The sequence below is a fragment of the Acidovorax sp. LjRoot74 genome, assembly GCF_964254355.1.
Lineage (GTDB): Bacteria > Pseudomonadota > Gammaproteobacteria > Burkholderiales > Burkholderiaceae_C > Acidovorax.
The window spans coordinates 4,900,589-4,922,186 of the sequence record NZ_CAXUTI020000001.1; the positions used below are offsets into that span (position 1 = coordinate 4,900,589).

19 protein-coding genes and 1 pseudogene are annotated in these 21,598 nt (G+C 67.4%); 7 read left to right on the plus strand and 13 right to left on the minus strand.

All coding sequences use genetic code 11. From position 1 onward, the window contains the following. Positions 1–10: 10 nt before the first annotated feature. From ACSQ3O_RS23255 to ACSQ3O_RS23285, 7 genes and pseudogenes are all read right to left on the minus strand, one after another. A complete protein-coding gene (locus ACSQ3O_RS23255; RefSeq protein ID WP_436140632.1) occupies positions 11–736 on the minus strand; it encodes a DUF4126 domain-containing protein in 726 nt (241 codons plus the stop codon). Positions 737–757: 21 nt separating this feature from the next. Next, positions 758–1,543: an enoyl-CoA hydratase/isomerase family protein gene (locus tag ACSQ3O_RS23260; protein WP_137747783.1), complete on the minus strand. Its 786-nt coding sequence runs from the start codon at positions 1,541–1,543 to the stop codon at positions 758–760. A 78-nt stretch (positions 1,544–1,621) separates the two neighbouring features. Further along, positions 1,622–2,056 (minus strand): annotated as a pseudogene (locus ACSQ3O_RS23265) (DinB family protein); the annotation flags it as partial. After that, entirely contained in the window at positions 2,053–2,928 is an 876-nt protein-coding gene (locus ACSQ3O_RS23270) for a dienelactone hydrolase family protein (protein WP_436140633.1), read from the minus strand. The pseudogene ACSQ3O_RS23265 and the gene ACSQ3O_RS23270, both read right to left, overlap by 4 nt. Positions 2,929–2,943: 15 nt before the next feature. Next, complete coding sequence (locus tag ACSQ3O_RS23275; RefSeq protein ID WP_436140634.1) at positions 2,944–3,831, minus strand: alpha/beta hydrolase family protein; 888 nt, start codon at positions 3,829–3,831, stop codon at positions 2,944–2,946. A gap of 19 nt (positions 3,832–3,850) precedes the next feature. Continuing rightward, on the minus strand, positions 3,851–5,458 hold the full coding sequence (locus ACSQ3O_RS23280) for a carboxyl transferase domain-containing protein (protein ID WP_436140635.1): 1,608 nt from the start codon (positions 5,456–5,458) through the stop codon (positions 3,851–3,853). A 14-nt stretch (positions 5,459–5,472) separates the two neighbouring features. After that, entirely contained in the window at positions 5,473–7,206 is a 1,734-nt protein-coding gene (locus tag ACSQ3O_RS23285) for an AMP-binding protein (RefSeq protein ID WP_436140636.1), read from the minus strand. A gap of 100 nt (positions 7,207–7,306) precedes the next feature. On the opposite strand from ACSQ3O_RS23285, the gene ACSQ3O_RS23290 reads away from it, so the two are divergent. After that, positions 7,307–8,419, plus strand: a complete 1,113-nt coding sequence (locus ACSQ3O_RS23290) for an AraC family transcriptional regulator (RefSeq protein ID WP_436140637.1) — start codon at positions 7,307–7,309, stop codon at positions 8,417–8,419. Positions 8,420–8,541: 122 nt separating this feature from the next. Beyond that, on the plus strand, positions 8,542–9,216 hold the full coding sequence (locus ACSQ3O_RS23295) for a glutathione S-transferase family protein (protein WP_436140638.1): 675 nt from the start codon (positions 8,542–8,544) through the stop codon (positions 9,214–9,216). Between the two features lie 10 nt (positions 9,217–9,226). Here the strand turns inward: ACSQ3O_RS23295 and ACSQ3O_RS23300 are convergent, their stop codons facing one another. The 4 genes from ACSQ3O_RS23300 to ACSQ3O_RS23315 are packed head-to-tail and all read right to left on the minus strand — an operon-like array spanning position 9,227 to position 12,592. After that, a complete protein-coding gene (locus ACSQ3O_RS23300; protein ID WP_436140639.1) occupies positions 9,227–10,660 on the minus strand; it encodes a patatin-like phospholipase family protein in 1,434 nt (477 codons plus the stop codon). A gap of 37 nt (positions 10,661–10,697) precedes the next feature. Next, on the minus strand, positions 10,698–11,372 hold the full coding sequence (locus ACSQ3O_RS23305) for an HAD family hydrolase (RefSeq protein ID WP_436140640.1): 675 nt from the start codon (positions 11,370–11,372) through the stop codon (positions 10,698–10,700). Positions 11,373–11,424: 52 nt separating this feature from the next. Beyond that, on the minus strand, positions 11,425–11,868 hold the full coding sequence (locus tag ACSQ3O_RS23310) for a YchJ family protein (protein WP_436140641.1): 444 nt from the start codon (positions 11,866–11,868) through the stop codon (positions 11,425–11,427). 25 nt (positions 11,869–11,893) lie between these two features. Continuing rightward, positions 11,894–12,592: a DUF4197 domain-containing protein gene (locus ACSQ3O_RS23315; RefSeq protein ID WP_436140642.1), complete on the minus strand. Its 699-nt coding sequence runs from the start codon at positions 12,590–12,592 to the stop codon at positions 11,894–11,896. 114 nt (positions 12,593–12,706) lie between these two features. On the opposite strand from ACSQ3O_RS23315, the gene ACSQ3O_RS23320 reads away from it, so the two are divergent. Continuing rightward, a complete protein-coding gene (locus ACSQ3O_RS23320) occupies positions 12,707–13,186 on the plus strand; it encodes a DUF421 domain-containing protein (protein WP_436140643.1) in 480 nt (159 codons plus the stop codon). Positions 13,187–13,223: 37 nt separating this feature from the next. Here the strand turns inward: ACSQ3O_RS23320 and ACSQ3O_RS23325 are convergent, their stop codons facing one another. Together ACSQ3O_RS23325 and ACSQ3O_RS23330 are read right to left on the minus strand one after the other, a co-directional pair. Continuing rightward, positions 13,224–14,108, minus strand: coding sequence for a hypothetical protein (locus ACSQ3O_RS23325; protein WP_436140644.1), 885 nt, complete (start codon positions 14,106–14,108; stop codon positions 13,224–13,226). Between the two features lie 300 nt (positions 14,109–14,408). After that, entirely contained in the window at positions 14,409–15,485 is a 1,077-nt protein-coding gene (locus tag ACSQ3O_RS23330; protein ID WP_436140645.1) for a hypothetical protein, read from the minus strand. Positions 15,486–15,649: 164 nt separating this feature from the next. Between ACSQ3O_RS23330 and ACSQ3O_RS23335 the strand changes: the two genes are divergently transcribed. The 4 genes from ACSQ3O_RS23335 to ACSQ3O_RS23350 all read left to right on the plus strand — a co-directional run bounded on the left by ACSQ3O_RS23335 (position 15,650) and on the right by ACSQ3O_RS23350 (position 21,571). Further along, positions 15,650–16,312 carry a LuxR C-terminal-related transcriptional regulator gene (locus tag ACSQ3O_RS23335; RefSeq protein ID WP_436140646.1) on the plus strand — a complete coding sequence of 221 codons (663 nt, stop codon included), beginning with the start codon at positions 15,650–15,652 and terminating at the stop codon, positions 16,310–16,312. Between the two features lie 46 nt (positions 16,313–16,358). Beyond that, the gene (locus ACSQ3O_RS23340; RefSeq protein ID WP_436140647.1) at positions 16,359–18,194 is read left to right on the plus strand and encodes an ATP-binding protein; all 1,836 of its coding nucleotides are present in this window, start codon (positions 16,359–16,361) and stop codon (positions 18,192–18,194) included. Next, positions 18,191–20,104, plus strand: coding sequence for a hybrid sensor histidine kinase/response regulator (locus tag ACSQ3O_RS23345; RefSeq protein WP_298457075.1), 1,914 nt, complete (start codon positions 18,191–18,193; stop codon positions 20,102–20,104). The genes ACSQ3O_RS23340 and ACSQ3O_RS23345 overlap by 4 nt, the downstream gene beginning before the upstream one ends. A gap of 276 nt (positions 20,105–20,380) precedes the next feature. Continuing rightward, positions 20,381–21,571 carry a tetratricopeptide repeat protein gene (locus tag ACSQ3O_RS23350; RefSeq protein ID WP_436140648.1) on the plus strand — a complete coding sequence of 397 codons (1,191 nt, stop codon included), beginning with the start codon at positions 20,381–20,383 and terminating at the stop codon, positions 21,569–21,571. Positions 21,572–21,598: the final 27 nt, after the last annotated feature.

The window sequence follows — 21,598 nt, forward strand, 5'->3', positions numbered from 1 at the left end:
GCAGCAGACATCACGACGTTGCCCCAGGCACTCGGGCACCTGACGAGCCCGTGAGCTTGCGTACCACGGCGCGCAGAAACTTGAACAGCACCACCAGCAGCAGCACCGACACGGCCACCATCACCACCAGCGCCACACCAAACGCCACCGGGTACTGCGTGGCCAGCCACACCACGGCCACCACCAGGCCGTCTTCAAAGAACGATAGGCCCCAGTTGGAAAAAGGCTCGGGCGAGGTGTTCACCGCTGCCCGCGTGGTCATCTTGGTGGCCAGCGCCGTGGCCGATAGCGAGCCGCCCAGCAGCCCCGCCAGCACGGCCAGGGTGGCGTTGTCGGCACCGAACACACCAAAGGCCAGGGCCGCGCCTGCAGGCACGCGGATGAAGGCGTGCACAGCGTCCCAGGCGCTGTCCACCCACGGCACCTTGTCGGCAAAAAACTCCACCAGCAGCATGAAGCCACTGACCAGCAGCACCAGCGGGTGCTGCAACACGGCCAGACCGGGCGGCAGCGGCATCCAGCCCAGCACGCCCATCATCCCCACCAGGAACACCACGGCATACAGTCGGAACCCGCTGGCCCAGCCCAGGGCGGCAGCCAATGCCAACAGGCTGGGCATATCGAGTTGGGCGGTCGCTGTGGCCGCCGCGTCGCCCACCGCGCGTGCGGTGCCACCATCCACATGCAGCCCCAGCGTGTGGAGCCACTGCACGATGTTGAACCAGAGGGTGTCCATGGCGCTGCCTGTGCCGACCGATCAGCCCAGCCAGTTGGGCTTGCGCTTGTTGAGGAAGGACTGCACGCCCTCCTTGCCTTCGTCACTGGCGCGGATGTCGGCAATGCCCTGTACTGTGGCGGCGATCAGGCCCGCGTTGATTTCGCGCTCGGCCACGTCGATGACCAGCTTCTTGCAGGCGCGCACGGCGCTGGGGCTGGCGCTGGTCAGTGCCTTGAGCAATTCATCGACCTTGGCATCGAGCTGGTCGGCGGCCACCACCTCATGCACAAAGCCGGTGCGCAGCGCATCAAACGCGCCAAAGCGCTCTGCCGTCAGAAAGTAGCGGTGCGCAGCCCGCGCGCCCATGGCACGGATCACATACGGGCTGATGGTGGCAGGGATGAGACCCAGCTTCACCTCGCTCAGGCAGAAGCCTGCGGTGTCCACGGCCACGGCCATGTCGCACGCGGCCACCAGGCCCATGCCGCCTGCGTACACATCGCCCTGCACACGCGCCACCGTGGGTTTGGGACATTCATAGATCACGCGCAGCATCTCGGCCAGCTTGCCCGCATCGGCGATGTTCTCGTCACGCGTGTAGTCGGCCATGCGGCGCATCCAGTTGAGGTTGGCGCCCGCGCAGAACGCTGGGCCCTCGGCGGCCAGCACCACGGCGCGCACATCGGGGCGGGCGCCAACGTCGGTGAAGGCGGCGGTGATTTCGGCAATGACTTCGTCGCTAAAGGCATTGCGCACCTCGGGCTGGGTGAGCGTGATGCGCGCCACCGCGCCGGTCTGGGTGATGGAAAGGTTCTGGCTGCTCATGGCTTGGACGGGTTTTTGCAGAAAGTAGACGAGGTCCAGCTCCGGGCAAGGCTGGCCCAGCGCTGTCAGTGCGGCGGTGATCTGGCCACGGTGGTGCGTGCCGTGGTTGAACACATGCGCCAGCGTGGCCGCAAACGGCAGCGATGCCGCCGTGCCGCGCATGGTGGTGTAGTCGAGCGTGCCGCCCCAGCGCTCGGGGGAGAACGACGCAATCAGCGGCGCCCAGCGGGCGGCCCCTTCGCGCAGGCGGGCATCCAGCTGCGCGCGGTCGCGCTCCAGCTCGGCATCCAGCGCCACCTTGGGCGAGATGCCTTCGGCAAAGCGCACGAACCACAGATGGTGCTCGCCCACCAGAAGGTGGTTGAGTGTGCCGTGAATGCTTTTGAAAAACAGCCCCACATCGCGCCGGTAGTCATCTTCCGGCAGCGCCCGCACGGCTGCGAGCAGGCGCGCCGTGGCCCACACGTTGTAGCCTGCGAGCAGGTCGAAATGCGCAGACCAGCCCGTGTTCATGGCGCATCGCGGGTGGCCAGCACCCGGCTCCAGAAACTATCCAGCACCGCCAAGGACATGGCGCGCGCTTCGGGGTTGCCGCCCTGGTGCACGCCCAGTGGAGATACACCATTGGGCACATCAGCCCGCAGGCGTACCGGGGCCGAGCCATCAAACCCGTGGTAGCTGCCTTCGAACACATGCACAGCGATATCGCTGCCTGCGCTGCGCACCTGCAGGCTGCGGGCAAAGTCCACACAAGGCTGGGCAGGGGTCCAGTCGTCCAAGGCCCCCAGCAGCATCACCAGCGGCGTGGACTCCAGCATGGCCTGGCGCTTGCCCAGCGGGCCACAGCCGGGGTAGAAAACTGCCGCACCGGCAATGGCGGGCTCTCCCGCTTCGGGATGTAGGCGGCGCTGCTCCAGCAGGGTGAGCGTGGTGGTCGCACCGTTGGACCACCCCATCACGCCGATCCGCCGTGCATCTACCTGCGGCTGGGCGGCCAGCCAGGCCAGCGCAGCGCGCGCGTCCTGCACCCGCTGGGCCACATCCACACCCCGCTCGCGATAGCGCGTCTGGCAGATTTCGCGCAGGCTGCGCGAGCCAAAGCTGTCGGGCATCAGCACCGCATAACCTGCGGCATGCAGGCGCTCGGCCGTTTCACGGTAGCGCTCGGCCAAGCCACCCCCCTTGGTGTACAGCCCACCACAACCGTGCAGTGCGAGCACCGCCGGGCGACGCTCCGGGCCCTCTGCGGGCAACCAGTGCGCGCGCAGCACCACGCCAGAGGGCTGCGGCGGGAGGTCCACCCGCTGCAGCGCTGGCGCTGCATGCACGGTGACCACCGAGAATACGATGGCCATGCGCAGCAAACAACGAGAGACAAGACCCATGCTCAAGCGCTCCTGCTACTTTCGGCCACCGGTTGGCGCAAAGCCATGGCTGTCGAGAAACTCCGACACCAGCGGCTGCCACACCTGGGGGAACTGGTTGAACAGAAGGTGTCCATCCTCCCCATGGGGCGGCACCTGCACGAATTTCGCGCTGCCACCCGCCTGCACAAAGGCAGCATGCCACTCGCGCGGCAGCTGGCGGCCAAAGAACTGATCGTTCTCGGCATAGATCCAGAGCATCGGCACGCGGGCCTGCGCACCATAGTCCCGGTAGACCTTCTCCAGGCGCGCGGAAGAACAGGGATTTTGTGGCCGCCCCACCGGGTCCCCCCCGGAGCCCCCCGCGAAGTTGATGGCCGCACCCAAACCCGATGGATTCATCGCCGCGAGTGCCACGGTGGAGGCCCCGCCAAAGGACTGCCCTACGGCCAGCACGCTGTCGGGCGCCACGTCCGGCCGCTGGCGTACTGCAGCCAGCACTGCCAGCGACTGGTCTGCAGCGGCTGCAAAACCTGGCGCGAAGTTGCGGCTGTTGCAAGCCCCCGTGTCTTCCACATCGGGCCCACCAGACACACCATAGCCCACGCGTGTGGGCACAGCGACAACAAAGCCACGCTGCACAAAATAACGCGATGCATCGACGAAACGCGCACGACCCAGACGCGCACGCGCTTCAGCGCTGGTGGCACGGCCATGGTTGAGGATGGCGATGGGCGCCGGGCGCGGGTTGGCATCATCGGAAAACACCGTCACGCGGATGGTTTGTGCGGCCTCCTTGCCCCACGCGTCGCGCACGCGCACAGGCACGTCGATCTGCTCCTCCACCAGCCGCGCGAACGCAGCAGGGGGCAGAACCAGCAGCAGACTGGCGACGAGGCAATGCAGCAAAGCGTGGCGGCGCATGGCGGGTACTCCGGGATGCCTACATCCGGAACACACCAAACTTGGTGTCTTCAATCGGCGCGTTGCGCGTGGCCGACAGGCCCAGCGCCAGCACGCGGCGGGTGTCGGCGGGGTCGATCACGCCGTCGTCCCACAGGCGGGCGGTGGCGTAGTAGGGGTGGCCCTGGTCTTCGTACTGGCGGCGGATGGGGGCCTTGAAGGCTTCTTCTTCCTCCATGCTCCACTGCCCGCCCTTGGCCTCGATGCCGTCGCGCTTGACGGTGGCCAGCACGCTGGCCGCCTGCTCGCCGCCCATCACGCTGATGCGCGCGTTGGGCCACATCCACAGGAAGCGCGGCGAGTACGCACGGCCGCACATGCCGTAGTTGCCCGCACCAAAGCTGCCGCCGATGATGATGGTGAACTTGGGCACGCTGGCCGTGGCCACCGCCGTGACCAGCTTGGCGCCGTGGCGGGCGATGCCTTCGTTTTCGTACTTGCGGCCGACCATAAAGCCGGTGATGTTCTGCAGGAACACCAGCGGGATCTTGCGCTGGCAGCACAGCTCGATGAAGTGCGCGCCTTTTTGCGCGCTCTCGCTGAACAGGATGCCGTTGTTGGCGATGATGCCCACGGGCATGCCCTCGATGCGCGCAAAGCCACACACCAGGGTGCTGCCAAAGCGGGCCTTGAACTCGTCGAACTCGCTGCCATCCACCACACGCGCAATGATCTCGCGCACATCAAAGGGCTTGCGCGTGTCCACGGGGATCACGCCATACAGCTCTTCCGCTACAAATTTAGGAGCCACCGGGGCTTGATCAGCAGGCGCAGGGGCCTTGTTTTTATTCAAATTGCGCACCGCCGTGCGCGCCAGCTGCAGCGCATGCAGGTCGTTCTGCGCCAGGTGGTCGGCCACGCCCGACAGGCGGGTGTGCACATCGCCACCGCCCAGGTCTTCGGCGCTTACCACCTCGCCCGTGGCGGCTTTGACCAGTGGTGGGCCGCCCAGAAAGATGGTGCCCTGGTTCTTGACGATGATGGATTCGTCGCTCATCGCAGGCACGTAGGCGCCACCCGCCGTGCAGCTGCCCATCACCACCGCGATCTGCGAGATGCCCTGGGCGCTCATGTTGGCCTGGTTGAAGAAGATGCGGCCGAAGTGGTCACGGTCGGGGAACACGTCGTCCTGGTTGGGCAGGTTGGCACCGCCGGAGTCCACCAGGTAAATGCAGGGCAGGCGGTTCTGTGCGGCCACCTCTTGCGCGCGCAGGTGCTTCTTCACCGTCATGGGGTAGTAGGTGCCGCCCTTCACCGTGGCGTCGTTGCACACAATCATGCAGTCCACCCCGCTCACGCGGCCGATGCCTGCGATCAGGCCCGCGCCCGGTGCATCGTTGTTGTACATGTTGAGCGCGGCCAGCGGGGCCAGCTCCAGGAAGGGCGTGCCGGGGTCGAGCAGGTTGGCAACGCGCTCGCGCGGCAGCAGCTTGCCGCGTGCAGTGTGTTTGGCGCGGGCCGCTTCGCCGCCGCCCTGGGCGATCTTGTCCTGCTGGGCACGCAGGTCATCCACCAGCGTGCGCATGGCAGCAGCATTGGCCAGGAAGTCCCCCGAGCGGGCGTTGAGTTGGGTGTCGAGAATGGTCATACGGTCTTGCTCTTTCAAGCGGTTTTCTGTTCTTCCAGGCCCAGCTGGTCCTTCATCTCATCGCGGATCTTGAACTTCTGGATCTTGCCCGTCACCGTCATCGGGAAGCTGGTGACAAAGCGGATGTAGCGCGGCACCTTGTAGTGCGCAATCTGGCCCTTGCAGAAGGCACGGATGTCGTCCTCGGTCGGCTTGGTGCCCGGCTTAGCGATGATCCAGGCGCACAACTCCTCGCCATATTTCTGGTCGGGCACGCCCACCACCTGCACGTCCTGCACCTGCGGGTGGCGGTACAAGAATTCTTCAATCTCGCGCGGGTAGATGTTCTCTCCGCCCCGGATCACCATGTCCTTGATGCGGCCGACGATGTTCACATAGCCCTCGGCGTCCATGGTGGCCAGATCGCCGGTGTGCATCCAGCCGTCGGCATCAATGGCTTCGCGCGTCTTGGCCTCGTCGCCCCAGTAGCCGTGCATCACCGAATAGCCCTTGGTGCAGAACTCGCCCCGCTGGCCGATGGGCACTACGGCCCCGGTGTCGGGGTCCACGATCTTCACCTCCAGGTGCGGCTGCACCTGGCCCACGGTCGATACGCGCTTGTCCAGCGGCGTGTCGGTGCTGCTCTGGCAGCTCACCGGGCTGGTCTCGGTCATGCCGTAGGCAATGGTGATCTCGCGCAGGTTCATCTGCTCCACCACACGCTTCATCACCTCGGTCGGGCAAGGCGATCCGGCCATGATGCCGGAGCGCAGCGTGCTCAGGTTGAATTCGGCAAAACGCGGGTGGTCCAGCTCGGCGATGAACATGGTGGGCACGCCGTGCAGGCCGGTGCAGCGTTCGTCCTGCACCGTCTGCAGCACGGTGAGCGGGTCAAACCCGTCGTTGGGGTACACGATGGTCGCGCCGTGCGTGAAGCACGCCAGGTTGCCCAGCACCATGCCAAAGCAGTGGTAAAGAGGCACGGGGATGCACAACCGGTCTTCGGGCGTGAGCTTCATGCACTCGCCAATAAAGAAGCCGTTGTTCAGAATGTTGCGGTGCGTGAGCGTGGCGCCCTTGGGAAAGCCTGTGGTGCCGCTGGTGAACTGGATGTTGATGGGGTCGGTGGCTTTGAGCGTCGCTGCGATGGGCGCCAGGCGCGGGTCGGCCGCATTGCCGCGTGCCAGCAGGTCGGTAAAGCGCATCAGGCCGGGCTCGTCGACGCCCTGCCCGGCTTCGTCATCAATCCACACCACCGTCTTCAACTGCGGCAACTTGGCAGCGTGCAGGTGGCCGGGCTGCTGGCCCTGCCACTCGGGCGCCAGTTCGCGCAACATGCCCAGGTAGTCGCTGGTCTTGAAGCGCGCCATGGTCACCAGCAGCTTGCAGCCCACCTTGTTGAGCGCGTATTCCACCTCGGCCGTGCGGTAGGCCGGGTTGATGTTGACCAGCACCAGGCCCACCTGCGCGGTAGCCAGCTGCATCAGCACCCATTCGGCATTGTTGTGCGACCAGATCCCAACGCGGTCGCCGGGTGCGAGCCCCAGGCCCAGCAGTGCGCTGGCCAGGCGGTGGGCCTCGGTCTGTAGCTGGGCATAGGTGTAGCGGCGGCCCTGGTGCACGCTCACCAGCGCCTCACGCTCGGGCTGGCGGGCCACCATGTCGGCAAAGAAGGCGCCGATGGTCTGCTCGATCAGGGGAACATCGGTGGCGCCACGGGCGTAGCTGTCCACCAGCGGTGCGGATTTCGTTGCGGCTGCACTCGTCACGGGTTTGTCTCCTCGGCTCTGTCATCCGGCCTGCGCCACAAGAACATGCGGGCGGGCGATCCGTAAGCATAGAAGCCCGAACACCCGGCGGGTGGACACAATGGTTGCAAATCGTGCCACGGCTGGCACACTCTGCGGCGTGAAACCGCCCACCCACCCCGCCCACCGCCTGCAAGCGCCCGCCACAGCCCCCGCCGCCACGCCCATTGCCTTTGTTCGAGCCATTGCCCTGGCATATGAGCGACGTGGCATGGACCCTGCGGGCGCCCTGGCCCAGGCACAGATTGCGCCGCAGCTGCTGCAGGACGACAGCGCCCGCATCACCGCCTGGCAGATGGAGCAGATCTCCGACGCTGCCATGCAGGAGCTGGACGACGAAGCCCTGGGCTGGTTCACCCGCCGCCTGCCCTGGGGCAGCTACGGCATGCTGGCGCGCGCCTCCATCAGCTCGCCCACACTGCAGGTCGCCCTGGCCCGCTGGTGCCGCCACCATGGCCTGCTGGCGGACGACATCGCCCTGCACCTCACCACCGCTGGCGACACCGCCACCCTGACTATCACCGAAGCCAGCGACCTGGGCGCGCTGCGCGAGTTCTGCCTGGTGTCAGTGCTGCGCAATGCCCACGGCCTGGCCTGCTGGATGGTGGACTCGCGCATCCCCCTGATTGCCGCTGAATTTGCATTCGATGCGCCCCCGCATGCCGATGCCTACGCCGTGCTGTTCCGAGGCCCCGTCACCTTCCACGCGCCGCGCACCGCCATCCACTTCGACGCCCGCTACCTGCACCTGCCCCTGCGCCGCGACGAACAGGCGCTGCGCCAGATGCTGCAGCACGCCCTGCCCCTGACAGTGCTGCACTACCGCCGCGACCGCCTGCTGGTGCAGCGTGTGCGTCAGCTACTGGCAGCACCCTTGCCAGGCCAACCAGCACACGCCCTGCCCCAGCACAGCGCCGAATCACTGGCCGCACTGCTGCACGTGTCGCCACGAACGCTGCACCGGCAATTGAAGGAAGAAGGCGCCACACTGCAGGGGCTGAAGGATGAAGTGAGGCGCGCACGCGCGGTGGAGCTGCTGCACCGCACGCAACGGCCCATCAAACAGGTGGCCGAGGCGGCGGGGTTTGAGAACGAGAAGAGTTTTATCCGGGCGTTTCGGGGGTGGACGGGGCAGTCGCCGGCGGAGTTCCGGCGCCACGCAAGCCAAGCGTGACGGCAAAGGCAGAGAGCCTGGTAGCGCGATCTGCACCCTGGGTGGCGGCCACAGGGCGCCCCCCGTAGACACCCGCCAATACACTGGCCTGCGCTACCGCCCGCACTTTTGCTACCTATCCCATGCTCCACCTCCACCACTGCGTCAGCGCCCGCTCCTTCCGCCCCCTCTGGATGCTCGAAGAGCTGCAACTCCCCTACCAGCTCCACATGCTCCCCTTCCCGCCCCGCGCCAAGGCGCGGTGGTTTCTGGACGAGAACCCGCTGGGCACGGTGCCTCTGCTGGTGCAAGGCGATGTGCGCATGACCGAATCGGCAGCGATGTGCCAGTACCTCGCGGCCACGCACCCCGACGCGGGGCTGGATGTAGCGCCCACACACCCGGCCTATGGTGCCTACCTGAACTGGCTGCACATGAGCGATGCCACGCTTACTTTTCCGCAGACGCTGGTGCTGCGCTATGGGCGCTTTGAACCCGCAGAGCGCCAGCAGCCGCAGGTGGTGGAGGATTACAGCCGCTGGTTTCTGGCCCGGTTGCGGGCGGTGGAAACTGCATTGATCCACAGCGGCAGCGAGCACCTGTGCGCAGGCCGCTTCACGGCGGCGGATGTGGCGGTGGGGTATGCACTGCTGCTGGCGCAGCACCTGGGGCTGAACACGCAGTTCGGCCCGGCCACGCAGGCCTATTGGCAGCGACTGCAAGAGCGGCCTGCCTACCAGCGGGCGATGGCAGCGCAGGTGTGGGCGGCGGAGGAACAGGGCGTGCCCACGACCCCGGCGCCAGATACACGGCCTTGAGCGGACGCCGTCAATCCTTGGCCTGCAGCCCCGCAGGTGGCGCATGGGGCACAGGGTTCAGCAACGACTGCACCAGCGCCCGAAACTCGGGCGAGTGGCGCAGCACACTGCCACCCGCCTCGACAAGGTCGGTGACTTCTTCCGAGGTGATCGAGAACGCTGTGGGCACCTGCAGCAGGCGACGGCGGGCGATGTCGTCGGGGGCGTCGCGCAGATTGACGGGGATGACGTGGATCTCGGCATCGGGGGCAAACACATCAGTGCTGCCGGGCGAGCCGGAGGCCAGCGACTGCTGCCACTGCCGTGTGGTGTCGCGCAGAAACTCCTGTGTCTCGCGCGTGGCGCGGGCGCCGGTGCCAAACAGCAGGGCGTCCACCACCTGCACCATGGTGGGCACCTTGTCGCTCTGGTTGATGTCCACCGAGGGATCGCGCTCGGCGTTCACGGTGATCAGCACCAGCTTGCGGATGGTGCGGGGCGGGATGCCCACTTCGCTGAAGGTCTGGCGCAGGCCGCCACCGGCCAGGGCGCGGTCGAGCAGGCGCTGCACGCCCAGGTTGTCGGCCAGGCCGCCGTCCACCAGGTGGATGTAGGGTTTGCGCTGCGCGTCGGTGTAGCTCAGCTCGTGCGCACGGTACAGCCGGGCACGGTAGTCGCCGGTGGCGGCGCGGGCGCTGGCGGCCGAGGTGCTGCGGCGCTCGGGGCACTGGTCGGCGTAGTTCTTGAGCGTCATGGGGCTGAGCAGCAGCGGCACGGCCGATGACGAGGCCACGGCAAACGACAGCGGCACCTTGCGCAGGTCTGAGCAGATCAGCGAAAACTGCTCCCACGTGAACTCGAAGCCCGTGCCCAGCGACATGTCGGTGGCGGTGATGAACAGCTGCGGGTGGCGCGGGCGGCGCTCCACGTCGCCAAAGGTGAGGCCGCCATACAGCTCATCGAGCCGCCGCGCGAGCAGGTGGGTGCGGCCCAGCCAGGGCGAGGTGAGGTCGATGAGGTTGCCGGGCCGCAGCGCCTGGGTGATGAGGCTGTTCTGGAAGTTCTGGCGCAGAAACTCGTGCTCGAAGCGCGGCAGGCCGTCGATGCCATGCGCGGCAAAGTAGGCGGCCACAATGCTGCCGCCCGACACGCCGCTGACCACGTCGGTGGCGTCGAGCAAGGTGGTGGGGCTGCCGTTCCACACAAACCGCGTTTCCTGCATCTCGGTCAGCACGCCAAAGCCAAAGGCCGCAGCGCGCGCACCACCGCCCGACAGGGTCACGGCCACCAGGATGCTGGGGTCGCGCTGGGACTTGCGCACCGGGATGCTCTGGTCCTCGGGCGGCAGGGGTTCGTTGATCCAGGGCTTGACGGAGGAGCAACCGGCCAGCGCCAGTGCGATCCCCAGCGCCGCCACCGCGCGCGCCGCGCGCCACACCCACAGCGTTTGGTTTGTTACGCGCATCACCAGGCCCTCTTCTCTTGGGTGGGTGGTTGTGGAATCAGCAGCCCAGCAGACCGGGCAATTCCGCCATGCTGCGGAACACCTGCACAGCACCAGCCGCGCGCAGCGCTTCATCGCTGTCGCTGGCATCTCCGCCGTCGCCCAGCGGGGCATAGGCATACACGGTGGCCCCGGCGGCCACGCCCGCCGTGACGCCGGTGACCGTGTCTTCGACCACCGCGCAGCGTGAGGGCGCTACCTGCAGCGCGGCGGCAGCGGCCAGGTACACGTCGGGCGCGGGCTTGGTGGCGGGCATCTCGTGGCCGCTGAAGATGCGGCCCGCAAAGTAAGGTGCGAGGCCGACCTTGGCCAGTTGCATCTCGACCTTGAAGCGGTCGGCCCCCGAGGCGCAGGCGATGCGCCCGCCGTGGTGGGCGTGTACGCGGTCGATGGCGCCGTGGATGTGCGCGATGGCGGTGAGGCGCAGCTCCAGTTCGGCGTTGCGGCGCGCGTAGAAGTCGGCCATCCAGGCGTCGGTGAGCGGGCGGCCCGTGTGGGCCTCGATGCGGGCGGCTTCGCTGCGCACGGTCTTGCCAACAAAGATGCGCATGCACTCGTCGGGCGTCAGGGCCCAGCCCGCTTCGTGGAGCATGTCGCGCAGCACGCCGTTGGTGATGGGCTCGCTGTCTACCAGCACGCCGTCGCAGTCAAACAGGATTGCTTCAAATTTCATAGCTATCAAGGCATGATGGTCGCGCGCAGGCGGCCATTTTTACTCATATTCTTCAAGAATGGATGTCGCCATCCACGTAGAACCAGCGCCCGCCCTCGCGCACGAAGCGGCTGGTTTCGTGCAGGCGCACGGCGCGGCCGCCCACGCGGTAGCGCGCGACAAACTCCACCTCGGCGCGGCCGTCGCCCGTGGAGCGGTGGCGGCGCACCTCCAGCCCCAGCCATCGGGTGCCGGGCTCGAAATCCAGCGCCGCCGGGCGGGTGCCGGGGTGCCAGGTGGCTTGCAGGTAGTCGGCACGCTCAGCCACAAAGGCGGTGTAGCGCGATCGCATGAGGCTTTCAGCATCGGGCGCGGCGGCTTCGTCCCCGTGGTCGAGGTAGCGGCCGCAGCAGTCTGCGTAGGGCAGCACCCGGGCCTGTGCGCCCTTGGCGGCCTTGCCGGGCACAGCCTGCGTGCGCCCGCAGGGACAAGGGTCGGTGCTTTTCATCGGCGACATGGGACGGCCGTGCAAAGGTGCATCGTCACTTCAGCGCACCGAAGACCTTGCGTGCAATGGCGCTGCCCGCACCGGCCGGGTTCTGGCGGATGCGGCGCTCTTCCTCGCCGATCATGAAGTACAGGCCATCCAGCGTCTTGCCGGTGACGTACTGCGCAAGGTTGGCGTCCTCGGCCTTGAGCAAACCAAAGCTGGCGGCCTTGCCTGCAAAGGCGTTGTACTTCTGCGTGAGGCCGACCTTTTCCGTGGCCTGGTTCACCACGGGCAGAAAACGCTGGCCCAGCGGCGCCCGGGTCTTGTCGGCAAAAAAGGCGGTGACGGAGCTGTCGCCGCCGGTGAGGATGTTCTTGGCATCGGTCACCGTCATGCTCTGCACGGCGCCCACCAGCAGGTCCTGGCCCATGGGCACGGCGGCCTCGGCCGCGCGGTTGATGGAGACCACCAGCTCGTCGATGCGTTTGCCCTGGCCCAGGGACTTCATCACCTTGGCGGCATCCTCCAGGTAGCCCGGCAGGCCGATGCGCACCTTGGGGTTGCCCAGAAAGCCGTCGTTGCGCCCCAGCAGCGACACCGCCGCCTGCGCGCCCTGCGACAGGGCCGCCTTGAGCCCGCTGGACGCGTCGGCGCTGGAAAGATCGCCCAGCGACAGGGCCCAGGCCTGCTGCCAGGTGGCGCCCAGCAGGGCACCCAGGGCGCTGGTTTGAAGGAGATGGCGGCGTTGCATGGCGGTGTTTCTTTCTGCGGGAAGCGGTGCCTGCGAAGGCAGGCGGTTGCGGCGGATTTTCGCTCAGCGCCGTAGACTGGCGCGCGACAAAACCCTGCAACAAGGAGCCCTGCGATGTGGAATATGAGTGTGCCGTGGTGGGAGTTCGTGCTGCGTGGCGTGGTGGTCTATGTGTTTCTGCTGGTGTTCTTGCGCCTCACAGGCAAACGGCAGACCGGGCAGTACGCGCCGTTTGACCTGGTGTTGCTGCTGATCCTGTCGAACGCGGTGCAGAACTCGATGAACGCGGGCGACAACTCGCTGGTGGGCGGGCTGGTCTCTGCCACCACGCTCATCGGCTGCCATGTGGTGCTGGCGCAGTTGACATTCCGGTATACGGGGATGGCGCGCCTGATCGACGGCACGCCCCAGGTGCTGGTGCAGCAGGGGCAAGTGAACACCGACCTGATGCGCAAGGAGCTGCTCTCGACCGACGACCTGGAGGCCGCGCTGCGCGCCAGCGGCTGCCTGCACCTGCACGAGGTGGAGCGCGCGACGATCGAGACCAATGGGCAGATCACGGTGGTGCTGCGGCGGCGGGGTGACGATGCGTGAAGATATCGCACCCACGCTCGCTATTGCGCAACCGTACTCAACGCTGTCTCGCGCACGCTTTGCCTGTTATGGCGGCTGCGGTTCTTGCTTCGACTTCCGCCATGGTGCTAGGCCTTTCAGGGTTGTCGCGCAGGAAGCACAGGTAGGGGCCGACGCGAGTCCAAATGGCCGTGTCGTAGTTGCCATTTCGTTCAGGCCACGTACCCCAAAAGGCGGTCAAGCCGCCAGAAGATGTGATTCTGGTGAACACGGCGTTGCCCATGTCCGATGGCGTCAAAGTCCGAAAAGCGCCTGAACAATAGCCGTCCTCATAGATCACACCCATTTGTTTCACATTGACCTGCGACGGACCCTGGCGCGCAATGGTCAACGCTGTTCCCAACGCCATAGGGAGACAGAGGTCTTCCACCCAGAAGCCCTCCAGTTGAGCCATGAGCGAATCGCAATTCACCTGTATCGCCTGCACATTGTTTTTGGACACCGTGCCGGCACCGTTTTTAACGGTACATGTCTGCCAGGAAGGCTGCGTCTTGACGGCGACTGAGTAGCTAGCCCCTTCGCCCACCGGCGTTGGGAACGTGAAGCCCCCGTTGCTGCCCACGGACACATCATCGCCAGCGTTGTTTTGCAGCACCACAGCGCCACCACTTTCCAGCCCAGACACAACCCCCCCCACCGTGTACGTGGCAACCGGCAGAGCCTCGCAATGCACTACAACTCCGCTGACATTGGCCGTTACCGTCCCCGCGCCTTGAGATACGACACAACGCAGCCCATCGGGCTGGGCCTTGACCGTGACGGCGTAGGCCACACCGCTGTTTAGACGGGTCGCAAACGCAAAATTCCCATTCGAATTGACGCCCAGATCATCACCGCCCCCGTTCTGCAGAACCAGCGCCTTGCCTGCTGTCAGGCCATTCACCACGCCTCCAACCGTGTATGCGCCGTCCGTCCCTATTGGCGCCGCACCGCCACTACCGCCGCCGCAGCCGACCAAGAGCGCAGCGGCCATACCAAAAAAAGCGCTACGCGCGATGCATGGAAAGCACTGGGATATCTGAGAGCGACAATTTGTCATGAACACGAGCTTCTTTGTTACTGATGAAGAAGGGAGAACCACAATGTCCTCCCAGACCCTCAGCAAGTGTACGAAGAGCTATCGTGAACAACGCAGAACATGGCCCACATGCTTGGGCCAAGAGCCCCGGACAATCGCCACCAGTCAGTTCTGTGTGTAGCAGATCTTGTTGGGGATCAGGGTGTTCATGTAGCTCTCGACGCTGGCCACGGTCGGGAACACCGTGGGGATCGAATCACCCAGCAGGCACAGGTAAGGCCCTTTGCGTGCCCACACGGTGCGCGAAGTCAGCCCCGTCACTTGGGCCCAGCTGCCCCAGAAGGCTGCGGCAGAGGCCGTCGCCTCGGCGCGGTCAAAGGTGAAGTTGCCCCCCACCCCGGGCTGCGCGGCCGTTACCGTGCCTGCGCCCGAGCAACTCGCGTCGGCATAGGTCACGCCGCCCAGGGTGACCGTCGCGCGCGTGTCGCTTTGCCGGTTGATGCGCCACAGCAGGCGGGTCCACTGGCCCGGCCCCGAGGGCGAGCACTGCTCCTGCTTCCAGTCGCCCTCTGGCAAGGCGGCAGCAGCAGTGGTGCAGCGCACCTCCACCGTGGTCACGTGGGCTGACCCCACGGTGCCCGTGCCGTTGGCCACAGTGCAGCCCTGCCCGCTGGGTTGGGTCTTCACGGTGACCGCATAGGTTGCCCCACCTGCCAGCGCCGTGGCAAAGCTGAAGCCGCCATTGGCCGCCACGCCCAGGTCGTCGCGTCCGTTGTTCTGCAACACCAGGCCGCTGCCGGTCAGGCCCGTGACCGCGCCGCCCACCGTGAAGGTGGCTGCGGCCAGGTTCTCGCAGCGCACCTGCACATTGCCCACGTCCGCCGTGGCGGTGCCCGTGCCCTGGTCCACGGTGCAGCGCTGGCCTGCAGGCTGCGCCTTGATGGTGACGGCATAGGCTACGCCCCGGTCCATGCGGGTGCCGAACACGAAGTTGCCGTTGGCGCTGACCGTGAGGTCGTCGGTGCCCAGGTTCTGCAGGGTCAGGGCCTTGCCCGCCCCGAGGCCCGCCACGGCGCCGCCCACCGTGAACACCCCCACGGCCGGGGGTGGCGTGCTGCCGTTGTTGTTGTTGTCGTCGCCACCGCCACAGGCCGCCAGCATCGCTGCGGCCAGGCCAAGGGGGGCCCAGCGGAATGCGGGCCGTACGGGGTGCCAAATGCGCTGTGCGCGGGTTGAAGCCATGGGCTGAAACCTCCAGGGTCGTAAAAGGAGGGCGGATTCTGTGCAGCGCAACACGCCGAGTGAAACCCTACCGAGGTAGGGTTTGCGCGCCACCCCGCCTGGGCCACACTTGGCAAAATTTGCCCTTGCTCAGCCCTGCACACCGTATCTTTGTCAGCCTGGCCATGCCCCCCTCTCCCTACGCCCTCATCCTGGACGACCACCCGCTGGTAGCGCGTGGTGTGGCCGAGTTCCTGCGCTCGCGCCTGCCCCAGATGGAAGTGGCCGTGGCGGGTCGCACCGAAGACGTGCTGCCCCTGGTGGCCGAGCGCGGCGCACCCGCCATCGCACTCATCGACTTCTGGCTGGCCGAAGGCGCTGCGCTGGACCTGATTACCCAGCTGCGCCAGCACTGCCCGGGCAGCGCGCTGGCCGTCATCAGCGGCGACGATGACCCGGCGGTGATGGAACGCGCGCGCCAGGCGGGCGCGCACGGCTTTATCCACAAGCAGGCGCCCCCGGAGACCTTTGCCCTGGCAGTGGAGGCGCTGCTGTGTGGCCTGGCCTGGTTCGAGCCCCCCAGCCACGGCGGCCAGCCCCCGCGCAGCCGTGATCTGCCCGTCACGCCCACAGAGCTGGGCCTGTCGATGCGCCAGGGCGAGATCCTGGCGCTGGTGCTGCAGGGGCTGCCCAACAAGCGCATTGCGCTGCAGTACGACCTGTCGGAGAGCACGGTCAAGGAGCACATGAGCGCCATCCTCCTGCGCCTGGGTGCCCGCACGCGTGTGGAGGCCATCACGCGGCTGCGCGGGCGGCGGCTGGTGCTGCCATCGGCGGGCGATGCGTGATGTCGGCCCGGGGCCGGTTTACGCAGTTCACCGTGCCTGAGAGCTGATGGAGCCGACCACGCCCTCTGCAGCGCTCCCCGGGGCAGCGCCGGAGCCCCACCCCTCCCAGCCCTCGATTCAGACCGTGAGCATGGCAGGCCAGGCGCGCCTGCTGGAGATGACCTACCAGCGCCTGCACACCAGCATCATGATGCTGCCGATGGTGGCTCTGGCGCTCACGCTGTTCTACCGGCTGCTGCATGACGCCTATTGGATGTGGGCGTGGTGTGGCTTCTACCTGGTGTTTGCCGCCACCTCACTGGCCTTGCGCAGGGCCTTCCGGCGGGACCAGGCAGGGCTCGCCCCGGCCGATCTCATGCGCCGCTGGCGCCCCCGGCTGGAGGTGTGTGCCCTGATCCATGGCGCAGGCACCACGGCGCCGGCGGTCATCGTGGCAGGCCATGCCAGCTATGACTTTGCGCTGTTGCTGCTGGTGACCAACGCGGCCATCGTGGCGGGCAATGCCACGCACCAGACGCCCGTGTTGAGCGTGTTCATGCGGTTTTTCATGACCGGGTGGAACGCCTCGCTGCTGGCCCAGCCCTGGCTGTTTCCGAACCACTGGTATTTCATCCTCCCGCTGTCGCTGCTGCACACTTTCACCATGTTCCGGCACTCACACACGGCGCACCGGTTTTTTGTGCACCAGGTCTGGCTGGAAGAGCGCGGCCAACAGCTGTCAGCCCAGTACCGCGAGGCCCGCGACGCTGCCGAGGCTGCGCTGGCCGAGAAAAACCGTTTTCTGAGCAAGGCCGCGCACGACCTGCGCCAGCCCGTGCACGCCATGGGCCTGCTCACCGAGGCCATTGCGCTGCGCAACCGCGATGCAGCCCTGGCCGCGCCCCTGTCCGACCTGCGGCTGAACCTGCAGTCGGTACAGCTGATGTTCAACTCGCTGCTCGATCTGTCCAAGATCGAATCCGGCCAGCTGGCGGTGCGGCCCGAGCCCCTGCTACTGCGCCCGTTTTTCAACGAGCTGGAGATCCAGTTTCTGGCCGAGGCCGACTCGCGCGGGCTGCACCTGCGGCTGCACATGCCACCACCGGGCGCCGCCGTGCAGGCCGATGCTGCGCTGCTGCGCCAGTCGCTGTCCAACCTGGTGCAGAACGCGCTGCGCTACACGCCGCAGGGCGGCGTGCTCATCGGGGCGCGGCGGCGGCAGGGCCACTGGCGCATCGAGGTGTGGGACACCGGCCTGGGCGTGGCGCTGGAAGACCGCGACCGCATCTACCAGCCCTTCTACCGCCCCCAGCATGCCTGGCACATCAACCGCGAGGGCCATGGGCTGGGCCTGGCCGTGGTGGCGCGCTGTGTGGACCTGATGGGCGCGCAGCACGGCCTGCAATCACGCCTGGGGACGGGCTCGTGCTTCTGGCTGCAGCTGCCTGCGGCGGCGCCGGGGCCAGCACCCGCCAGCACACGCAGCCTGTCTGGCCGCCTGCTGCAGGGCCGCTGCCTTGTCCTGGACGACGATCCGCATGTGCTGAGCGCCTGGTCGGCCTTGCTGGGCAGCTGGGGGCTGCAGGTGTGTCTGGCATCCGACGCCCAGCAGGCATTCGCGCATGTGGACGCGGGCCAGGCCATTGATGTGGTGCTGTGCGACCAGCGGCTGCGCTCGGGCGAAAGTGGGTTTGATGTGCTGCTCGCCCTGCTGGCGCGCTGCCCGCAGGCGCGCGGTGCGATGGTGAGCGGCGAGTTCGACGCCCCGCCGCTGCGCCGCGCCGAAGAAGAGGGCTACCTGGTGCTGAAAAAACCTGTGGACGTGGCCGACTTGCACGCGCTGCTCAGCCGCTGGCTGCCTGCATCGGGCGATGTGGTTGCCGCCGAGGGGGCCCGGCCATGAAGGTGCTGGCGCTGTGGCGGCGGTGGTTTCCCCGCCCGCTGGAGACCGGAGCTCTGGCCGAGCGGGGCCAGGTGCGCATGCTGGAGCTGACCCACCAGCGCCTGGCCCAGGGTATTTTTGCGATGCCGCTGTTGGGCGTTTTGTTCACGATGTGGTTCCAAGGCCTGGGGCGCAACCCCCTGGGCATGCTGGCCTGGACCGTGCTGTACACCCTGGCGGCGGGCGGAGTGTTTGTGCAGTCGCGCCAGTTGCAGGCCAGCCGCAGCGGCACGGCGCCCCCCGACGACGCCGCGTGGCTGCGGCGCTGGCGGCCCCGGGTGCGCGCCACGAGCTGGGGACAGGCGCTGGGCCTGGCTTCGCTGGGCGCCATCGTGGTACTGACACCCGGGCGCGCCAGCTTCGACTTTGTGCTGTTGCTGCACGTGAGCCTGGCGGTGGTGATTGTGGGCACAGCCACCTTCCAGCTGCCGTCGCTGGGCACTTTCTTGCGCTTCTATGGCTTTGGCTGGGGCGTGGTCTCGGTGCTGGTGCCGCTGTCGCTCTCGCAATGGCCCAACCTGTTCGGCAACCCGGCCATGCCGGACGGGCCGCCCGCATCGCCCTGGCGCTTCATCATCCCCATGTCGCTGCTGCTCATGGCGGCGCTGTACCGGCATGCCGTGGTGGCACACAACTTCTTCCTGCAGCAGGTGCGGCTTGAAGAGGAAAGCCTGCGCCTGGCCCAGGAGGCGCAGCAGGCCCACGCCGAGGCCGAGCAGGCGCTGCGTGCCAAGAACCTCTTTCTCAGCACCGCCAGCCACGACCTGCGCCAGCCCATCCACGCCATGGGCTTCCAGATCGAGGCGCTGGCGCGGCGCAACCACGACGCCACCCTGCTGCCCGCGCTGGACGACATGCGCCGCAGCCTGCGCTCGGTGAGCCTGATGTTCAACGCGCTGCTAGACCTCTCGCGCATCGAAAGCGGCACCCTGCAGGCCCGGCGCCAGCCTGTGGCCTTGCGGCCGCTACTGCACGACGTGGCCCTGCTGTTCCGCGCCGAAGCGCGCGACCTGGGCCTAGTGCTGCGCGAGCACCTGCCGCCTGAAGATGCCACCGTGCTGGCCGACCCCGTGCTGCTGCGCCAGTGCGTGATCAACCTGGTGCACAACGCGCTGCGCTACACCCGCCACGGCGGTGTGCTGCTGGCCGCACGCCGACGCGGCGCGCAGTGGCGCATTGCCGTGTGGGACACCGGCGTGGGCGTTGCCGAGCAGGACCACCAGCGCATCTACCAGCCCTATGAACGCCTACAGCGCAGCACCCTGCAGGCCGATGCAGGCCACGGCCTGGGGCTGGCCGTGGTGGCCCGCTGCGCCGAGCTGATGGCGGCCGAACATGGCCTGCGCTCGCGGCTGGGGCGGGGGTCGTGCTTCTGGCTGCAACTGGCGGCTACGGCCGCCGTGTTGCCCCCCGCAGGCCATGCCACCCACGCGGGCCGGGGCACAGAAGGCGCCAGCATCACAACTCCACCACCCCTGCCCCCCCTGCGCGGCACCTGCCTGGTGCTGGACGACGACCCGCAGGTGCAGCAGGCCTGGCACAACCTGCTGTGCAGCTGGGGGCTGCAGGTGCGCCTGGCGGCCAATGCACAAGAAGCGCTGGCCGCCGCAGCCAGCGGCCCGGCCCCGGACGTGGTGCTGTGCGACCAGCGCCTGCGCACGGGCGAAAGTGGCTTTGACGTGCTGCGCACGCTGCTGGCCCGCCACCCTGGCGCGCGGGGTGCCATGGTGAGCGGTGAATTCGACGCCCCGGCCTTGCAAGAGGCCGAGGCCGAGGGCTATGTAGTGCTGAGGAAACCCGTTGATGTGGGCGAACTGCACACCTTGCTCACGCGCTGGCTGGATTCAGAGGTACCGATGGTCCAGCGCTGAGGCCCGGCCATCCGGGCGGCAAACTGGCGTGCCCCCCAACCCGGCATAGTGCGCGGCTACAAGAGCCTGTTCAAAGTCTTTTGGGAGATCGCATTGGAGTGCCATCGTGATTGACGTGGATGCTTCGGATGCGCCGCATGGGCTCGTGCCCATGCAAGCAGCCGGGGCGTCCAATCGCCCGATTTCACTTCAACCCTTCGGGCAAGGGACTTGTGCGACTCCAAAAAGACTTTGAACAGGCTCTAAGACCCATGCAGCCGCCCACGGAGCCACAGATTGAAGCAGCAAGACCCGACCAGTCCCTCCACCAGCGGCAAGCCTCGCTGGCTGTACCAGGCCCAGGATGCCAACGGCCAGCCCACCGAGGGTTTTGTCCACGCCACCACGGCCGAAGAGGCGCTGCAGGCTGTGAATGCCCTGCAGCCCCCGCTGAGCCAGGTGCGGCTGCACACCTCGGGGCTGTATGCCCGTGCCATGACCGAGATGACCGACGAGGTGCTGGGCCCCATGGATGTGAAGGCGCTGCGCCAGCTGGCGCGCGACCAGATCGAGGCCCAGGAGAACCCGGGCGTGTGGACCCTGCTGCGCCAGCTGCTGCGCAACAACCGCACCTGGCTGCTGGTCTGCGCCGCGCTGGTGGCGCTGGCCGTGTGGCGCGAATGGAGTGTGTGGGTGCAAGGGATTCTGGTGGTGGCCATGCTGATCCCCTTTGCCTGGTTTGCCTACATGCACCGGTTCCAGCGCATGTACCAGCAGGCCCTGCTGGCCCATGCCACGGGCGACCTGCCGCGCCTTCAGGTGCTGGCCGAGCGCCTGGCCGACGCCGCCGAACGCCACAGCTTCATGCGCGAGCCCGCCTGGGACGCGGCCGTGCGCATGGCCTGGTTCGAGGCCCGCACCGAGGGGGTAGACACCGCCATCCTGCGGCTGCGTGTGCACCCCATGCGTCCGCCCGACGACACCGACTTTCTGGCACGCACCTACACCCTGCCGCTGGCGGCGGGTGACCACGCGGGCTTCACCACACGCCTGCGCGAGCTGATTGCGCTGCGCCCTGCCGAGCCCATCCTGCAGCTGGACCTGGCGCTGGGCGAAGCCCGGGCGGGCCACACCGACGAAGCGCAGCGCCTGCTGGACGCCACCCCGATCGAGCTGCTGCCGCCCCATGGCCAGGCCTTCATCGACTGGGTGCGGGGCCTGATTGCGCTGCGCGACCCATCCCTGGCCAGCGAGGCGGCCCGCCACCTGGGCCAGGCCAGCGCGCAGTTCCTCACGCTGGTGCCCAAGGCACCGGGCGCCTGGCCGTCACTGGCGGTGTGCACCTGCGACTACGCGCTGGCACTGGCCTGGAGCGGCCGCCCCGAGGCGGCGCGCGAGGCCTTTGCGGGGGTCTACCCCGTGTCCCGCCACCACGCCGAGCCCGAGCGGCTGGCGATGCTGGAGCGCGAGCTGCGCATGCGGGGTTGAGGCTCAGAGCGTTTTCGCGGTCTCAGG

Excerpts from the sequence above, each read along its gene's own strand:
- ACSQ3O_RS23320 (WP_436140643.1), top strand. The coding sequence starts at position 12,707 with ATGTGGAATATGAGTGTGCCGTGGTGGGAGTTCGTGCTGCGTGGCGTG.
- ACSQ3O_RS23260 (WP_137747783.1), bottom strand. The coding sequence starts at position 1,543 with ATGAGCAGCCAGAACCTTTCCATCACCCAGACCGGCGCGGTGGCGCGC.
- ACSQ3O_RS23340 (WP_436140647.1), top strand. The coding sequence starts at position 16,359 with ATGGAGCCGACCACGCCCTCTGCAGCGCTCCCCGGGGCAGCGCCGGAG.
- ACSQ3O_RS23280 (WP_436140635.1), bottom strand. The coding sequence starts at position 5,458 with ATGACCATTCTCGACACCCAACTCAACGCCCGCTCGGGGGACTTCCTG.
- ACSQ3O_RS23330 (WP_436140645.1), bottom strand. The coding sequence starts at position 15,485 with ATGGCTTCAACCCGCGCACAGCGCATTTGGCACCCCGTACGGCCCGCA.
- ACSQ3O_RS23275 (WP_436140634.1), bottom strand. The coding sequence starts at position 3,831 with ATGCGCCGCCACGCTTTGCTGCATTGCCTCGTCGCCAGTCTGCTGCTG.
- ACSQ3O_RS23290 (WP_436140637.1), top strand. The coding sequence starts at position 7,307 with ATGGTTGCAAATCGTGCCACGGCTGGCACACTCTGCGGCGTGAAACCG.
- ACSQ3O_RS23310 (WP_436140641.1), bottom strand. The coding sequence starts at position 11,868 with ATGTCGCCGATGAAAAGCACCGACCCTTGTCCCTGCGGGCGCACGCAG.
- ACSQ3O_RS23300 (WP_436140639.1), bottom strand. The coding sequence starts at position 10,660 with ATGCGCGTAACAAACCAAACGCTGTGGGTGTGGCGCGCGGCGCGCGCG.
- ACSQ3O_RS23305 (WP_436140640.1), bottom strand. The coding sequence starts at position 11,372 with ATGAAATTTGAAGCAATCCTGTTTGACTGCGACGGCGTGCTGGTAGAC.
- ACSQ3O_RS23270 (WP_436140633.1), bottom strand. The coding sequence starts at position 2,928 with ATGGGTCTTGTCTCTCGTTGTTTGCTGCGCATGGCCATCGTATTCTCG.
- ACSQ3O_RS23255 (WP_436140632.1), bottom strand. The coding sequence starts at position 736 with ATGGACACCCTCTGGTTCAACATCGTGCAGTGGCTCCACACGCTGGGG.
- ACSQ3O_RS23335 (WP_436140646.1), top strand. The coding sequence starts at position 15,650 with ATGCCCCCCTCTCCCTACGCCCTCATCCTGGACGACCACCCGCTGGTA.
- ACSQ3O_RS23345 (WP_298457075.1), top strand. The coding sequence starts at position 18,191 with ATGAAGGTGCTGGCGCTGTGGCGGCGGTGGTTTCCCCGCCCGCTGGAG.
- ACSQ3O_RS23295 (WP_436140638.1), top strand. The coding sequence starts at position 8,542 with ATGCTCCACCTCCACCACTGCGTCAGCGCCCGCTCCTTCCGCCCCCTC.
- ACSQ3O_RS23315 (WP_436140642.1), bottom strand. The coding sequence starts at position 12,592 with ATGCAACGCCGCCATCTCCTTCAAACCAGCGCCCTGGGTGCCCTGCTG.